General features: G+C 69.1%; 15 protein-coding genes and 1 pseudogene. 7 read left to right on the top strand and 9 right to left on the bottom strand.

The window, feature by feature from the left end:
- Window positions 1–124: 124 nt before the first annotated feature.
- Genes HQ325_RS08375 through HQ325_RS08365 form a run of 3 tightly spaced genes read right to left on the bottom strand, consistent with a single transcriptional unit; the run spans window position 125 to window position 1,900 of the window.
- A complete protein-coding gene (locus tag HQ325_RS08375; protein WP_027503843.1) occupies window positions 125–382 on the bottom strand; it encodes a hypothetical protein in 258 nt (85 codons plus the stop codon).
- Window positions 379–1,257, bottom strand: a complete 879-nt coding sequence (locus HQ325_RS08370; protein WP_222627999.1) for a PHP domain-containing protein — start codon at window positions 1,255–1,257, stop codon at window positions 379–381. The genes HQ325_RS08375 and HQ325_RS08370 overlap by 4 nt, the downstream gene beginning before the upstream one ends.
- Before the next feature lie 28 nt (window positions 1,258–1,285).
- Window positions 1,286–1,900 carry a suppressor of fused domain protein gene (locus HQ325_RS08365; RefSeq protein WP_222627997.1) on the bottom strand — a complete coding sequence of 205 codons (615 nt, stop codon included), beginning with the start codon at window positions 1,898–1,900 and terminating at the stop codon, window positions 1,286–1,288.
- Between the two features lie 60 nt (window positions 1,901–1,960).
- Here HQ325_RS08365 and HQ325_RS08360 point away from each other — a divergent pair, with 60 nt between their 5' ends.
- Together HQ325_RS08360 and HQ325_RS08355 are read left to right on the top strand one after the other, a co-directional pair.
- Entirely contained in the window at window positions 1,961–2,671 is a 711-nt protein-coding gene (locus tag HQ325_RS08360) for a metallophosphoesterase (RefSeq protein ID WP_222627995.1), read from the top strand.
- A complete protein-coding gene (locus tag HQ325_RS08355) occupies window positions 2,661–3,509 on the top strand; it encodes a hypothetical protein (RefSeq protein ID WP_027503847.1) in 849 nt (282 codons plus the stop codon). The genes HQ325_RS08360 and HQ325_RS08355 overlap by 11 nt, the downstream gene beginning before the upstream one ends.
- Before the next feature lie 67 nt (window positions 3,510–3,576).
- Here HQ325_RS08355 and HQ325_RS08350 read toward each other — a convergent pair whose 3' ends face one another.
- The 6 genes and pseudogenes from HQ325_RS08350 to HQ325_RS08325 all read right to left on the bottom strand — a co-directional run bounded on the left by HQ325_RS08350 (window position 3,577) and on the right by HQ325_RS08325 (window position 9,476).
- Window positions 3,577–4,737 carry an ABC transporter ATP-binding protein gene (locus HQ325_RS08350; RefSeq protein WP_204866824.1) on the bottom strand — a complete coding sequence of 387 codons (1,161 nt, stop codon included), beginning with the start codon at window positions 4,735–4,737 and terminating at the stop codon, window positions 3,577–3,579.
- Between the two features lie 4 nt (window positions 4,738–4,741).
- A complete protein-coding gene (locus HQ325_RS08345) occupies window positions 4,742–5,572 on the bottom strand; it encodes a carbohydrate ABC transporter permease (protein ID WP_027503849.1) in 831 nt (276 codons plus the stop codon).
- Window positions 5,573–5,575: 3 nt separating this feature from the next.
- Window positions 5,576–6,514, bottom strand: a complete 939-nt coding sequence (locus HQ325_RS08340; RefSeq protein WP_027503850.1) for a carbohydrate ABC transporter permease — start codon at window positions 6,512–6,514, stop codon at window positions 5,576–5,578.
- Window positions 6,511–7,884: an extracellular solute-binding protein gene (locus tag HQ325_RS08335; protein ID WP_308014312.1), complete on the bottom strand. Its 1,374-nt coding sequence runs from the start codon at window positions 7,882–7,884 to the stop codon at window positions 6,511–6,513. The genes HQ325_RS08340 and HQ325_RS08335 overlap by 4 nt, the downstream gene beginning before the upstream one ends.
- A 172-nt stretch (window positions 7,885–8,056) precedes the next feature.
- Window positions 8,057–8,548 (bottom strand): general stress protein, encoded by a 492-nt coding sequence (locus HQ325_RS08330; RefSeq protein WP_027503852.1) that lies wholly within the window; start codon window positions 8,546–8,548, stop codon window positions 8,057–8,059.
- Window positions 8,545–9,476, bottom strand: a pseudogene (locus tag HQ325_RS08325) (CoA ester lyase). Before HQ325_RS08325 ends, HQ325_RS08330 begins: the two are co-directional and overlap by 4 nt.
- A gap of 124 nt (window positions 9,477–9,600) precedes the next feature.
- Here HQ325_RS08325 and HQ325_RS08320 point away from each other — a divergent pair.
- The 5 genes from HQ325_RS08320 (at window position 9,601) to HQ325_RS08300 (ending at window position 14,840) form a co-directional block, all read left to right on the top strand.
- Window positions 9,601–10,878 (top strand): magnesium transporter MgtE N-terminal domain-containing protein, encoded by a 1,278-nt coding sequence (locus HQ325_RS08320; RefSeq protein ID WP_027503853.1) that lies wholly within the window; start codon window positions 9,601–9,603, stop codon window positions 10,876–10,878.
- Window positions 10,871–11,491 (top strand): DUF1003 domain-containing protein, encoded by a 621-nt coding sequence (locus HQ325_RS08315; RefSeq protein WP_222627991.1) that lies wholly within the window; start codon window positions 10,871–10,873, stop codon window positions 11,489–11,491. The genes HQ325_RS08320 and HQ325_RS08315 overlap by 8 nt, the downstream gene beginning before the upstream one ends.
- 151 nt (window positions 11,492–11,642) lie before the next feature.
- On the top strand, window positions 11,643–12,680 hold the full coding sequence (locus HQ325_RS08310) for a lytic murein transglycosylase (protein ID WP_308014311.1): 1,038 nt from the start codon (window positions 11,643–11,645) through the stop codon (window positions 12,678–12,680).
- A 150-nt stretch (window positions 12,681–12,830) separates the two neighbouring features.
- On the top strand, window positions 12,831–13,679 hold the full coding sequence (locus HQ325_RS08305) for a lytic murein transglycosylase (protein WP_222627987.1): 849 nt from the start codon (window positions 12,831–12,833) through the stop codon (window positions 13,677–13,679).
- Between the two features lie 24 nt (window positions 13,680–13,703).
- Window positions 13,704–14,840 (top strand): Mrp/NBP35 family ATP-binding protein, encoded by a 1,137-nt coding sequence (locus HQ325_RS08300; RefSeq protein WP_222627985.1) that lies wholly within the window; start codon window positions 13,704–13,706, stop codon window positions 14,838–14,840.
- Window positions 14,841–14,847: the final 7 nt, after the last annotated feature.

The raw sequence follows: 14,847 nt of genomic DNA, 5'->3' as shown, positions 1-14,847 counted from the left end.
CGGGATCGATCACCACGGGGTGGCGGTGATCGCGAGTGGAGCCAGTGTGCCACCGCCGGTTCCTCGGGAGCAAACAGGTGCCGGTCAGCCCCACCAACGTCTCGTCAGCCCCACCAACGTCTCGTCAGCCCCACCATTGGGTCCACAGCAGGGCTCCCGCGACGACCAGCACGCCCAGTGAGCCGAGGAACGACACCCCGCGCGAGCGATGGTCGGCGATGCGCTGGAGCAGGAGCGCCGCGACGACGGCGGCGACGTGCCATGCGATGGATGCAGTGCCGGGGCCGGGGAATCCCCGGTCTCCGCCGACGACGGCGGCAGCGATGACGAGCGCCGTGAGGACGACGAGACCCGCGGTGATCGATCCGCTGAGCGCCTTCACCGGCAGCCTCCGGGTGAGACGAGCGGCACGCCGGTAGCCCGGCTCACCAGCTTGTCGAACTGGTCCTCGGCGGTGGTACGGGCCGCGATCGGCGTCGTCTTGTTGGTGCCGTGGTAGTCGGAGGATCCGGTCACGACGAGATCGTGCTCGCGCGCGATCTCGCGCAGGGCGTCCGCGTCCTCGGGGCTGTGGTCGGGGTGATCGACCTCGAGTCCGCCGAGTCGCCCACCGGCGGCGAGTTCGAGGATGTGGTCGGTGTGCAGGAGTCGACCTCGCGTGCGCGCGCGGGCGTGGGCGATGACGGGCACTCCCCCGGCGTCGGCGATCATCTCGACGGCGAGGTCGAGTGGTGTGTCCGCCTTCTCGACGTAGTACTTCCCATCGGTCCGCAGCAGGTCGGTGAACGCGTCGTTCACGGTCTCGACGACTCCGGCGGCCACGAGTGCTCGGGCGAGGTGCGGGCGGCCCGCCGACGGACCGGCCGCGGCGAGGATGGTGTCGGCGTCGACGTCGTAGCCGTCGGCCGCCATGCGGTCGATCATGCTGCGCAAGCGCACGTCCCGTTCCCCACGCAACCGGCTGCGCTCCTCGGCGAAGGCGATGTGCCCGGGGTCGAAGAGGTACGCGAGCAGATGCACCGTCACCGGGTCACCGTCGGCTCCGCGGCCCTGGCACGACATCTCCATGCCGCGTACGAGGGTGGGCGCACCGGGCATCGCGGTCACCGCGGCCACGGCCTCGTCCCAGCCGTGGGTGGTGTCGTGGTCGGTCAACGCGATCACGTCGAGGCCCGCGGCGGTCGCCGTGGCGATCAGCTCGGTGGGCGTCTCGGTTCCGTCCGACGACGTGGAATGGGTGTGGAGATCGATCAGCACGCGCCCAGTCTGTCAGGTGGGCGAGCGATCAGGTGGGCGGGCGCAGCGACGCCGCCGAGCGCCGCGGGTCGGCGATGTCGATCTCCGCCTCGGTCCACGCGTCACGCAGTGCGTCGGCCCCACGCAGGCGCACCCACGCCGCCTCGGTGCCGGTGATGGGCACGGCCCGCAGGAACCGCACCGGGTCGTACGGTTCGGGCAGGTCGAGATCGCCCACCCCGGATTCGGCCGTCAGCAGCACCGCCGTGAACGGAGCGCCCGGCCAGAGGGGCTCGCCGGCGTCCAGCAGGGCGTCGGGAACCAGCACGATGCCCTCCACCGCGGGCGACGCAGCGAAGACGGCGAGCGTGCGCCAGACCTTCGCGACCGACTCGTCCACCCCGCGCAGCGCGAGAATCAGCTCGGCCCGGGGGCCGCGCTGCGAGTCGGTCACCATGTCGGACGGATCGGCCATGGGATGCCGCGAGCACCCGAGGGTGGCGAACCGCACGACGCCCTCGTTGTCCGCGGAGAACAGCAGCACGTGCAGCGGCTCGAGGCCCAGGAAGGTCACGGAGGCGCTGGACGGGTCGTCCTGACCGAGCACCGTCTGCAGATGGGTCCGCACCTGCGCTGCCACGTCGCTCCCACTCACGGTGTCCATCCAACCCCACGAGGTCCGTACCGGCTCCGACGGGACCAGGGTGCCGGTACGGTCCTGCGTGTGGTGACTGTGCTGACCGTGTCCGACGAGGTGGTCGAAGGCCTGTGGAACGCCCGCACACTCCCGTTCGACGTCGACCTGGTCCTCGGTGCGGGCGACCTGCCGTTCGAGTACCTCGAGCACCTCGCCGAGGCCGCCGATGCCCCGTGCGTCTTCGTTCCCGGCAACCACGACGCCGACCTCACCGGGTACTCGGCCGGTCGAGCCGGCTGGATGCGTGCCGGGCTGCCGTCGAGCTGGCCCGGTCCGGACGGCGCCGTCAACGCCGATCGACGGATCGTCACCGCCGCCGGTCTGCGGATCGCCGGGCTGGGCGGCTCCATCCGCTACCGCGACGGCCCCAACCAGTGGACGGAACGGCAGCAGAAGCGGCGCTCCGGCTCTCTGATCCGGACCCACACCTGGCACCCGCTGCTGCGACGGGGAGCAGAGGCACACGGGGTCGACGTCCTGCTGACCCACAGCCCACCCTTCGGTGTCGGCGACGCCGAGGACGCACCACACCGCGGTTTCCGGTGTCTCGATCCGCTCACCGAGCGGTTGCGGCCGCAGCTCCTCGTCCACGGACACATCCACCCGCACGGCACGAGACCGGCCGACCGACAGTTGCACGGAGCCACGGTGATCAACACTGTGGGCTACGCCCTGATCGACATCACCCCGGGCGGCGACACCGCGCCCATCATCGAGAGGCGACGTCATGGCTCGTGACACCGGATTCCCCGCTGCGGACGCGCAGAACGACTTCTCGCGCCAGCGCCGGCGCGCGGACGTGGCGCGGTTGGTCGGCTGGCTGCGCCGTCAACCGGACGACATCAACACGATCCTCCCGTTCGACGAGGTGGTCGCCGCCCTGGGCAAGGTGCGGGAGCGCCGCGTGGGACTCGAGGTCATCCGGGTCGACTCGATCGTGGGCAGCGTGGACCGCACCCGTGACTTCGACCGGTACTTCCGTCCCACGTCGACTCGGACGCGCGAACGCTGGCAGCGCCTCGCCACCGCCTGGCGACGCGGCGAACCGATGCCGCCCATCGAGGTGTATCGCGTCGGCGGCATGCACTTCGTCATCGACGGGCACCATCGCGTGTCCATCGCCTGCGCGATGCACAGTCTCACCATCGAGGCCTACGTCACCGAGATCATCACCCGCATCTCCCCCGACGGCATCTCCACGCGGGGCGATCTCCTGGTGAAGGATCACCGGCGCATCTTCCTCAGCCGCGTCCCCCTCACCGGGAAGTCGCGCGAGGCGATCGAGTTCACGGACCCGTGGCAGTACGCCGAGCTGTCGGATGCCGTGGAGGCCTGGGGTTTCCGGCTGATGCAGGAGCTCGGCGAGTTCGTGGACCGCCGCACCGTCGCCCGCCGCTGGTTCGGCGAGGAGTTCCTGCCGGTCGTCCGGATGGTGCGGTCCGTCGGGGGCATGTTGACCCGCCACACCGACGCCGAGGCCTACATGTGGGTGGCGCGCGAGCGTTATCGGCTGGTGCGCAGTCACATCTGGAACGACGAGATCATCGCGCAGCTCAAGGAGGCCGCCCCGAACTGAGACGCGCGCTGACCGAGACGACGACGGCCCCCACCGTGCGGTGGGGGCCGTCCTCGTGTTCGAGCGGTCAGAGCGTCAGGTTGGCACCCGACTCGACGTCGAACACCGACACGCGCTTCTGGTCGAACCACAGCTCGATGGACTCACCCATGCGAGCGGCGGACTCGGCCGACAGGCGAGCGACCAACTGGCCGCCGTCCGCGCCGGAATCCGCTGCCAACTCGTCGAGTTCGCGCGAGGTGACCTTGGGACCCTCGGCGGAGAAGTAGATGTACTTGTCCGACCCCATCGACTCCAGCACCTCGACTCGCGCCGAGAACGTGCTGCCGTTGATCTTCTGGTACGACTCGACGAGCGAGGCGTCCTCGAGGTGCTCGGGGCGGATACCGACGACGACGTCCCCCTTCGCGTTCTTCGAGGCGATCTTCTGCCGCGCCTCGTCGCTCAACCGGATCTCGCCGAGCGAGGTGGTGACCCCGCCCTCCGTCAGACGACCCGACACGAAGTTCATGGACGGCGACCCGATGAAGCCCGCCACGAACAGGTTTCGCGGGTGATCGTAGAGCTCCTGCGGCGATCCGATCTGCTGCACCAGTCCGCCGCGGAGCACCACGACACGGTCGCCGAGCGTCATGGCCTCGGTCTGGTCGTGCGTCACGTACACCGTGGTGGTCTCGAGACGCTTCTGCAGCTGGGCGATCTCGGTCCGCATCTGCACGCGCAGCTTGGCGTCGAGGTTCGACAGCGGCTCGTCCATGAGGAATGCCTTGGGGCTGCGCACGATCGCGCGTCCCATCGCGACGCGCTGACGCTGACCACCGGAGAGGTTGGACGGCTTGCGGTCGAGGTGCTGACCCAGGTCGAGGATGCGGGCGGCGTCGTCGACCTTCTTCGCGATGTCCTCCTTGCTCATCTTGGCGAGCGTGAGAGGGAAGGCGATGTTGTCGCGCACCGTCATGTGGGGGTAGAGAGCGTACGACTGGAACACCATCGCGATGTCGCGATCCTTCGGTGCCCGCTCGTTCACGCGCTCACCGGCGATGCGCAGTTCGCCGCTCGAGATGTCCTCGAGGCCGGCAATCATGTTGAGGGTGGTGGACTTTCCGCAACCGGATGGTCCGACCAGGATGATGAACTCGCCGTCGGCGATGGTGATGTCGACGTCGCTCACCGCCGCGGCACCGTCCGGGTACAGCTTGGTCACTTTGTCGAGAACGATTTCGGCCATGGACTTATCCCTTCACTGCGCCGGACGTCAGGCCCGCCACGATACGACGTTGGAAGAACAGGACGAAGATGATGATCGGGATGGTGATGACCACGGCCGCAGCCGCGATCGAGCCCGTCGGTTCCTCGAACTGCGAACTACCGGTGAACTGTGAGATCGCTGCGGGCACCGTGACCGAACGCTCGGTGGCCGTCAACGAGATGGCGAGCAGCAGGTCGTTCCACGCGAAGATGAAGACGAGGATCGCCGCGGTGACGATGCCCGGTGCCGCGAGCGGTGCGATGACCTTGCGGAACGCCTGTCCCGGGGTGGCACCGTCCATCTTGGCTGCCTTCTCCAGCTCCCACGGGATCTCACGGAAGAACGCCGACAGCGTGTAGATGGCGAGCGGGAGCGCGAACGTGATGTACGGGATGATCAGGCCCGGCCAGGTGTCGAACAGGCCCAGCGCACGCTCGATGTCGAACAGCGGTGTGACGAGCGAGATCTGGGGGAACATCGCGATGAGCAGCGCGGCGCCGACGAGGAGCTTCTTGCCGGGGAAGTCGAGACGAGCGACGGCGTAGGCCGCCATCGTGCCGATGACCACCGCGATGAGCGTGGTGATGAGACCGATACCGATGGAGTTGATCAGGGCGCTGGTGAACTGGGACGTCTGGAAGATGCCCTTGTAGTTGTCCAGCGTCCATGTCGTCGGGATGAACTTGCCGTCGGCGATGTTCGCCACCGGCTTGAACGACAGGCTGATGATCCACACGAGCGGAATCAGCGCATACAGCAGGACGAGAAGGTTGACGATCGACCAGCCGGCCTTCGTCTTCGTGGTGGCTGCCATGGGTCAGCGTCCTTCCGCGTCGGAGCCGGGTGCGGAGGCCCCGAACAGTTTGATGAAGACGAAGGCGATGATGGCCACGCAGAAGAAGATCAGCACGCTGATGGCCGACCCGATACCGAGGTTGAACGCCCCGAAGAGGTTGTCGTACCCGAGGATCGACACCGAGCCGGTGCTGTTGCTGCCCTTCGTCAGAACGTAGATGTTGTCGAAGATGCGGAACGCGTCGAGCGTGCGGAACAGCAGCGCCACGAGGATGGCCGGCTTCATCAACGGGATGATGATGCGGATCAGTCGGGTCCACGCGCCGGCGCCGTCCACCTGGGCCGCCTTGAGCAGATCGTCGGGAACGAGCGCGAGACCGGCGAGCAACAGGAGTGCCATGAACGGCGTCGTCTTCCACACCTCGGCGAGCACGACGATGGCGAGCGACGGAAGCTGCTGCGTCAGAGGCGCACTGCCCTCGGGAAGCAGGTTGGCCAGGTAGCCGGTCTGCGGTGTCCACGCGTAGTACCAGCTGTAGGCGGCGGCGACGGTCACGATGCCGTACGGGATCAGCACGACGGTGCGGACGACGCCGCGCCCGAAGATGGTGCGGTGCATGACCAACGCGACCGCGAGGCCGAGGACGAACTCGATGATCACCGAGATGACGGTGATGCCCACGGTCACCGCGAATGCCGTCCACCAGTAGCCGTCGGTGAGGACGGAGACGTAGTTGGACAGGCCGACGAATTCCTTGTCGTCCGGGAAAGCCAGGTTGTACTTCTGCAGACTCAGCCAGAAGGCGTAGATGATGGGATACGCGGTGACGGCGATCATCAGGATCGCGGCGGGAGCGACCAGCAGGAGCCCCAGTCGGCGCTCCGCCTTCTTGCCCTCGGACACCGCCTCGGCCGCCTTGGCGTGCTTCTGCGGGCGTCGGGGCTCGTCGGTGACGGTCATGGGATCAGCCCTTCGGAGTTCACGGCCTGGCGGACCAGATCGGCGAGCCTGTCGACGTCTCCCACGGGATCGATGTCCTGCGGGGGGTTGAGCGCATCGGTCAAGAGGATCGAGATGGACTGGTACGCGGGCGACACCGGTCGGACCGCAGCACTTTCGATCGAGCCGAGAACGCCCTCCCATGCCGGGTAGGCGGCCTGGAACTCGGGATCGTCGTAGAGCGAGCGGATCACCGGCGGCACACCGCCGTCGACGGCGTTGTTGCGCTGGTTCTGCTCGTCGGTCAGGCACGCGACGGCGGCCCACGCCTCGTCGGGATGCTCGGTGGTCTTGGCGACACCGATGTTGAACCCGCCGATGGTGACCTTGGCGGGCTCACCGGGGTTCACCGAGGGGTACGGCGCGCTGCGGAACACCTCGTTCACCGCCGCGTCCTGCTGGTCGGCGGGAACGGTGGACAGGTCGAGGAAGGACACGCCGCCCGCGGCCGCGTTCTCCTTGAGACCGGGGAGCACGAACGGGTAGTTCACCTCGGCGAACATGGTACCCGCCTCGACGCCGAGACGTGCTGTGCCCTCGTCACTCTGGGAGACCGAGGGGTCGGCGCCCGGAGCGGTCGCGACGCTCTTGATGATCGAGAGCGCCTTCTCGGTGGCCGCGCGGTGCTCGGGGGTGTCGTTCAGTGTCACGGTGGTGCCGTCCTCGCCGACGACGGATCCGCCGGCACTCTCGAGGAGGGTGTTGAACCAGACCATGAAGCCCTCGTACTGCTTTGCCTGCACACCGATGGCCGCGGGCTTGCCGGAGACGGCGTTCTCGCCTGCGGTGGCGATGAGGTCGTCCCACGTCGCCGGGGGTTGACCGTTCGGCACCATGTCCGGGCGGTACCAGAGCAACTGGGTGTTGGAGTTCAGCGGGACCGCGTACAGCTTGTCCTTCTGCTCCGTCTCGGCGTCGAGCCACTCGGCGGTGGCGAGCGGGCCCTCGAGCACCGACCCGTCGCGCAGCTTCGCCTCGAGATCGTCCGGAACCGGCAGTGCCCAACCGGCTTCGGCGAACTCGGCGGTCCAGACCACGTCGAGTGTCATCAGATCGAGCGTGCGGTCGTTGCCCGCCAGACGGCGAGCGAGCTGCAGGCGCTGATCGTTGGCGCTCTTGGGGAGCGTGCGCTGCTCCACCCGGTACGCGCCGCCCGACTGCTCGGTGCACGCCTGCGCCGCCGCCGCGTACTGCTCCGCGCCGTCGGCGGCGGTGTAGAAACTCAACACGATTCCGTCGTCGGAGGATCCACACCCCGCCAACAGACTTCCGGCCACCACCGCGGCGGCCCCTGTCGCTGCGAGTTTCCTCGCCCTGTACCTCTTCGGCACGACCGCCTCCTCTGCCGCAAGAGAAGGCGCCACAGTCGGCCCGACTCCGCAGCGTGTGCTTCGTTGGACACGCATTCCCTGCGAAGTGGAACCTAGTCGAAAGCTGAGAGGAAAACGGTGGCTTGTTGCAATCCCGTGATGCTTTCGGTACCGACGGGTCGGTGGTGAGAGGTCAGATGGCGAGACGCGCCAGCAGATCGCGCGCCTTCTCGGCCGTCTTCGGCTCGCACAGCACGTCGTACCGCCCCGCGACCAACTGCATCGTCGACGCGAAGTCGCGCTGCCCCTTGGTCGCCGCGTAGGGAATGGTGGCCGAGATCAGTCCGAAGACGATACCGCCCAGCACACCGACGAGGAGCGCGCTCAGGTAGTTGGTGTTCGTGATGATTCCCAGAACGAGTCCGAGGAAGACACCGAGCCAGGCGCCCGAGATGATGCCGCCGCCAATCACTTTGGCCCAGGTGAGGCGACCGATGACACGCTCGACCTGCATGAGGTCGACACCCACGATGGTGACGTCCTGGACCGAGAACTCCTGATCGGAGAGGTAGTCGACCGCGCGCTGCGCCTCGGCGTAGGTGGGATAGGAACCGATGGGCCAGCCCGACGGCGGGGTGGGCAGGCCCTGTCCGGGGCGGCCGGACTGCGACATGGGGTTCGTCATGACTCCATTGTGCCTGCTGGCGGGTCGGTCGTGGGGTCCGGTGCGGGCCGTGCACCGCTACGGACCATGCCGGCCGCGTCGGCGGCCTCGACCAGAGCCCGAGCCATCCGATGACCCGCTTCGTCGACCATCTCGTCTCCCACCATGACCGCCCCGCGCGCTCCCCCGTCGACGGAGAGGTACCGACGGTAGGTCTCGACGATGTCGTGGGCGCGGTCGACGTCGGCCTGGCGCGGCGAGAACGTCTCGTTGGCGATGTCGATCTGCGAGGGGTGCAGCACCCACTTGCCGTCGTAGCCCAGAGCCGCGGAATGCCGGGCGGCGCGGGTGAACCCGTCGGTGTCGCGGACCTGCACCCAGGGTCCGTCGATGGCCTGGAGCCCGTGGGCCCGCGCCGACAGCAGGATCGTCATCAGCACGTGGTGGTATGCGTCGCCGCGCTCGTAGCCGGGCGGCTGCTCCCCCACCGTGAGCGTGCGCATGCCGACGTCGGCCATGAAGTCACCGGCCCGAACACCAGGGTCTGCACCCGCGGCGAGGCCGTCGCGACGGCGTCGATGTGGAGCAGACCCACGGCGTCCTCGATCTGCGGCTCGATCCCGATGCGGCCGACCGGCAGGCCCGACTCGCGTTCGAGTTGTGTCAGAAGCAGATCGAGCGCCTGCACCTCACCGGCCGAGCGCACCTTGGGCAGGACGAGGGCGTCGAGGTGGGCACCCGCCCGTCCGACCACCTCGAGCACGTCGCGGAACGTGGCGTCCGTCGTCCAGTCGTTGACCCGCACGAGCCGGAGCTGCGTGCCCCACCCGTCCCATCCGAGCGCGTCGGCGACGTCGATGCGCGCCTGCGCCTTGGCGGCCGGCGCGACCGCGTCCTCGAGATCCAGGAAGACGGCGTCGGCTGGCAGGCTCAGAGCCTTGCGCATCATCTTCGGACTGCTGCCCGGCACGGCGAGCACGGAGCGTCGGAGGCGGGCGCGCGGCACTGTGGTGGTCACCACGGCACACTATCGGCCCGCACCGCGTGCGAGGCCCCCGTCTACTGTTGCGCCCATGGCAGCAGTGAACAAGGTGTTCGCCGCCAGGCTCGCGGGCCTCGTGGTGCTCGGACCCGACGGTGAGAGCATCGGCCGCGTCCGCGACATCGTCGTGACCGTGCGCGTGGGCCGCCAGCAGCCCCGGGTTCTCGGCCTCGTGGTCGACCTCGCCACCCGGCGCAAGATCTTCGTCCCGATGCTGCGCGTGACGGCCGTCGAGCCCACGTCGGTGACGCTGACCACCGGCAACGTCAGTATGCGCCGCTTCGTCCAGCGACCGGGCGAGGTGCTGGCACTGGCCCAGGTCCTGGACTCGCGAGTCCGCACCGACGACCCGGATGCCGAGGATCTGCACGGCGTGGACTGCGTCGTCGTCGACCTGGGCATCGAGCAGACACGCACGCGGGACTGGGTCATCGCGCGCGTCGCCGTGCGCCCCCACCGCACCCGGCTGGGTCGCCGCGGCAGCATCCACGTGCTCGACTGGCAGAACGTGCAGGGCCTCACCTGGTCCGATCTGTCCCTGCCGGGTCAGGGTGTGTCCCAGCTTCTCGCCCAGTTCGAGGGACTCCGTCCCGCCGACGTGGCCGACGCCATCCGCGACCTTCCGGAGAAGCGGCGACTCGAGGTCGCCTTCGCCCTGGACGACCAGCGCCTCGCGGACGTCATCCAGGAGATGCCCGACGACGATCAGATCGATCTCGTGCAGGCGCTCGCCCCCGCGCGCGCGGCCGACGTGCTCGAGGCCATGGATCCGGACGACGCGGCCGACCTGCTCGGCGAGTTGCCGGAGCCGGAGGCCGAATCCCTGCTGCGCCTGATGGATCCGCAGGACTCCGAGCCGGTGCGCCGACTCCTCGAACACTCCCCCGACACCGCGGGTGGTCTGATGACACCCGAACCGGTGGTCCTGAGCGCGTCCGCGACGGTCGCCGAGGCGCTGGCTCGCGCGCGCAACCCCGACCTCACACCCGCCCTCGCATCACTCGTCTTCGTCGTGCGACCGCCGACGGCCACGCCCACGGGCCGTTACCTCGGCTGCGTGCATCTCCAACAGTTGCTGCGCGAACCGCCGGCCAGTCTGGTCGGCGGCGTGATCGACACGACACTGTCCACGCTCTCCCCGGACGACAGTCTCGCCGCCGTCACGCGATACTTCGCGGCGTACAACCTGGTCTGCGGGCCGGTCGTGGACGCGGAGGAGCATCTCATCGGCGCTGTGACCGTGGACGACGTCCTGGACCACCTACTTCCCGACGACTGGCGCGAACAGGAGCACGTGGGACATGAGTGAGAAGTCGGCGGCGACCGCCAGACAGCGCCTCGACACTCCACGCGGATCCCGGCGGTTCAAGCTCGACTTCGACGTCGACTCGGTCGGCCGGACCGGCGAGAACGTCGCGCGTTTCCTCGGCACCGGACGGTACCTGGCGATCCAGACGGGCATCGTCATCGTCTGGATTCTGCTCAACGTCTTCGCCGTGAGCCTGCAGTGGGACCCGTACCCCTTCATCCTGCTCAATCTCGCGTTCTCGACGCAGGCCGCGTACGCGGCCCCGCTGATCCTGCTCGCCCAGAACCGCCAGGACGACCGCGACCGGGTGTCTCTCGAGGAGGATCGCTCCCGCGCGGCGCAGACCAAGGCGGACACCGAGTTTCTCGCTCGCGAGCTCGCCGCACTCCGGATCGCGGTGGGCGAGGTCGCCACGCGTGACTACCTCCGTCGCGAACTGGACGACCTGCGCGCGGCACTGCTCGATCCCGCGCAGGCTGCGGCCGAGGAACAGAAGGCGCGCAAGAAGTCTCGCAAGAAGCCGGTCGACGAGGACACCCCCTCGTTCACCCCTGCCACCCCCACCGATCCGGAAACAACTCGTTTCGACCACAGCGAGGACACGCAACGGTAACCTCGGTCACACTGCGCGTCGGGTCTCGGTGAGTGCGCAGACGAGTTCCGTGGGGGTTTGTCGTATGCGCGTCGGTCGGGACTCTCGACTCGGAGGTGCACTGAGTGCCTCTCTTCTTCTCCTCAGCGCGGTCACACTGGCCGCCGGCTCGGTGACGCCGAGTTCCGCCCACAGTTCGGTGGCGATGGCGGCCGCCGAATCGGTTGCGGCGCCGACACTCCCACCACGTGAGCGCGCGGTCGGCCTGGTCGAGCCCGACGAGCGGCAACCGGTCGCGTTCCGGTCTCCGAAGCCTGCCGCGGCCGCGCCCGCCGGTGCGCCGGCCGCCGCAGCCGCGCCCCTGACGGCAGTTCTCGTCGGCGCGCTCGGCATCCCCGAGCTCGTCCTGCAGGCCTACCGCTCCGCCGAGGCCCAGCTCGCCGCCTCGACGCCGGGCTGTCACCTGCCGTGGCACCTGCTCGCCGCCATCGGGCGCATCGAGTCCGGACACGCGGGCGGCGGCCGCACCGATGCCGCCGGCACCACGATCACGTCCGTGCTGGGCCCGGTGCTCGACGGACGATCGGCTGCGGACGCGGTCATCTCCGACACCGACGGCGGCGCGCTCGACGGGGACGCGGGGCACGACCGTGCGGTCGGGCCGATGCAGTTCATCCCCGCCACCTGGGCCGGGTACGCCGCCGACGGCAACGGCGACGGCACGACCGATCCGAACAACGTGTTCGACGCCGCACTCGCCGCCGGCAAATACCTGTGCTCGGGCGGGCTGGACATGACGAATCCGGCCCAGGCGACCACCGCCGTCATGCGCTACAACAATTCGGCGGCCTACACCGCCAACGTGCTGGCCTGGTCTGCGGCGTACTCCGGCGGCGGCACACCCGTGGTCGGCCGGATCGGCGAGGCGGCCCCCTCCCCTGCGGACGCGTTGGCCGTCGCCGCGGCAGCCGCCGCCGGCGGCGAGGTCACGGATCCGACGACCACGGCCCCGACGACAGCGCCGACCACCGCGATGCCGGACACGTCACTCACGCCGGCGACGACAACGCCCCCGCCGGCGTTCGGCATCCCCGGGTTGCCGCCGCTCCCGGTCATCGAACTCCCCACGATCCCGTGCCTCCTGTGCCCTCCCGCACCACTGACACCACCCGCCCCACCTGTGCAGGACACATCCGTCACGACGCCGTGACCGCTCGTGGCCCACATCACGGGCCGGTAACGGATCGGCAACGGATCAGGTAGCCTCGCTCCGACAGCAAAGGTCGGAAGAGTCCCGGAACGGGGCGGGAACAGTCGTCGCGGATCACGAGTCTCGCGGGGGCGAGGAGGTTGTGTATCCGTGGGTCGGCACCGCAAACGATCGTCTTCCACACTGCGACGGAACACGGTCATCGCGTTGACCGGTCTGATCCCCGCGGGGGCGATCACCGTGGCCAGCGGCTACGGCGCCAGCGCGGACATCCCCTTTCTCCGGACGCACACCACCGCCAGCGAGTCCGCCCTCGAGCCCGCCGACGTGGTCCCGGCAGTCGACGTCGCGCCCGCACCCACCACGCAGTCCGCGCCCGAGCCCGTGGCACCGCCCGCGCCGGAGGCCGCTCCCGCGCCGGCGCTGCCCGAGTCGCTCGCGGCCGGCCCGCTGGGCGTCCCGGGTATCAACGTCGCCGCCTACCGGAACGCCGAGACCCTGCTGGCGCAGACCACCCCCGGGTGCTCGATGAACTGGGCCCTCCTCGCGGGTATCGGCCGAGTCGAGTCCACCCACGCCAACGACGGCAAGGCGGGTGCCGACGGGACGCTGTTCGAGCCCATCCTCGGACCGGTCCTGGACGGCAGCCTCGCCGGTAACAACGTGATCATGGACACCGACGGCGGCGAGCTCGACGGCAACGCGACGTACGACCGCGCAGTGGGACCGATGCAGTTCCTGCCGGCGACGTGGAAGCACTACGCCACGGACGGTAACGGCGACGGCAGGGCCGACCCGCAGAACCTGTTCGACAGCGCCGCCACCACCGGGAAGTACCTGTGCGACGGCGGCCTGAACATGGCGGATCCGATCCAGGCCACGCAGGCGATCCTGCGCTACAACAACTCGATGGCCTACGTGGCGAACGTGGTGGCGTGGTCGGTCGCCTACTCCACCGGCATCGCCCCCTCCGAAGCGGACCTGCCCCGAATTCACTGACGCGGTACCGCATACCATGGAGAGATGCCCGTAGCCACCGAGTCGGATGTTCGCAGCGCCCTCGCGCGCGTGAACGATCCCGAGATCCGCAAGCCCATCACCGAACTCGGCATGGTCAAGAGTGTCGCCCTCGGTGACGACGGATCCGTGGACGTCGGCATCTACCTCACCACTGCCGGGTGCCCGATGAAGACGGAGATCTCCGACCGCGTGCGCAAAGCCGTGGCCGACGTCGCCGGGGTCGGCGAGATCCGCGTCGAACTCGACGTCATGAACGACGAGCAGCGCACCGAGCTGCGCAAGTCGCTGCGCGGCGACTCCGCCGAGCCGGTCATCCCGTTCGCTCAGCCCGGCTCACTCACCCGCGTCTACGCGGTGGCGTCCGGGAAGGGCGGTGTCGGCAAGTCGTCGGTCACCGTCAACCTGGCCGCCGCGATGGCTGCCAAGGGACTGTCGGTGGGCGTTCTCGACGCCGACATCTACGGCCACTCGGTGCCCCGCATGCTCGGTACCGACGCCCGCCCTACGCAGGTCGAGCGCATGATCATGCCGCCGGTCGCGCACGACGTGAAGATGATCTCGATCGCCCAGTTCACCCAGGGCAACACGCCCGTCGTCTGGCGCGGTCCCATGCTGCACCGCGCCCTGCAGCAGTTCCTCGCCGACGTGTTCTGGGGCGACCTGGACATCCTGCTGCTGGATCTGCCGCCGGGTACCGGCGACGTCGCCATCTCGGTCGCCCAGTTGATCCCCGGTGCCGAGATCCTCGTCGTGACCACTCCGCAGCAGGCCGCGGCCGAGGTCGCGGAACGTGCCGGCGCCATTGCCCTGCAGACGCGTCAGCGCGTGGTCGGTGTGGTCGAGAACATGTCGTGGCTCGAGCTGCCGGACGGCTCGCGCATGGACATCTTCGGTTCCGGCGGAGGCCAGGCGGTGTCCGAGCGACTCACCACCGCGGTCGGCGCGAAGGTTCCCCTGCTGGGTCAGATCCCCCTCGACACCGCGGTCCGTGAGGGCGGCGACTCGGGCGTGCCGATCGTGCTCAGCGATCCGGAGTCACCCGCGGCCAAGGCCTTGATCGAGGTGGCCGAGAAGCTGTCGGTCCGCAGTCGCGGCCTCGCCGGCATGAGCCTGGGCATCGACACCACCCGGCATCTGTAAGCGTCCG

The sequence above is a fragment of the Rhodococcus sp. BP-349 genome (assembly GCF_019835845.1).
GTDB lineage: Bacteria > Actinomycetota > Actinomycetes > Mycobacteriales > Mycobacteriaceae > Rhodococcoides.
Note: the sequence above shows the minus strand (reverse complement) of the source record. Positions and strands in the feature narration are given on the sequence as shown.

Bases quoted from the DNA above. Each gene is read 5' to 3' on its own strand.
- HQ325_RS08355 (WP_027503847.1), top strand. From the start codon at position 2,661: ATGGCTCGTGACACCGGATTCCCCGCTGCGGACGCGCAGAACGACTTC.
- HQ325_RS08340 (WP_027503850.1), bottom strand. From the start codon at position 6,514: ATGACCGTCACCGACGAGCCCCGACGCCCGCAGAAGCACGCCAAGGCG.
- HQ325_RS08315 (WP_222627991.1), top strand. From the start codon at position 10,871: ATGAGTGAGAAGTCGGCGGCGACCGCCAGACAGCGCCTCGACACTCCA.
- HQ325_RS08365 (WP_222627997.1), bottom strand. From the start codon at position 1,900: ATGGACACCGTGAGTGGGAGCGACGTGGCAGCGCAGGTGCGGACCCAT.
- HQ325_RS08300 (WP_222627985.1), top strand. From the start codon at position 13,704: ATGCCCGTAGCCACCGAGTCGGATGTTCGCAGCGCCCTCGCGCGCGTG.
- HQ325_RS08330 (WP_027503852.1), bottom strand. From the start codon at position 8,548: ATGACGAACCCCATGTCGCAGTCCGGCCGCCCCGGACAGGGCCTGCCC.
- HQ325_RS08345 (WP_027503849.1), bottom strand. From the start codon at position 5,572: ATGGCAGCCACCACGAAGACGAAGGCCGGCTGGTCGATCGTCAACCTT.
- HQ325_RS08320 (WP_027503853.1), top strand. From the start codon at position 9,601: ATGGCAGCAGTGAACAAGGTGTTCGCCGCCAGGCTCGCGGGCCTCGTG.
- HQ325_RS08350 (WP_204866824.1), bottom strand. From the start codon at position 4,737: ATGGCCGAAATCGTTCTCGACAAAGTGACCAAGCTGTACCCGGACGGT.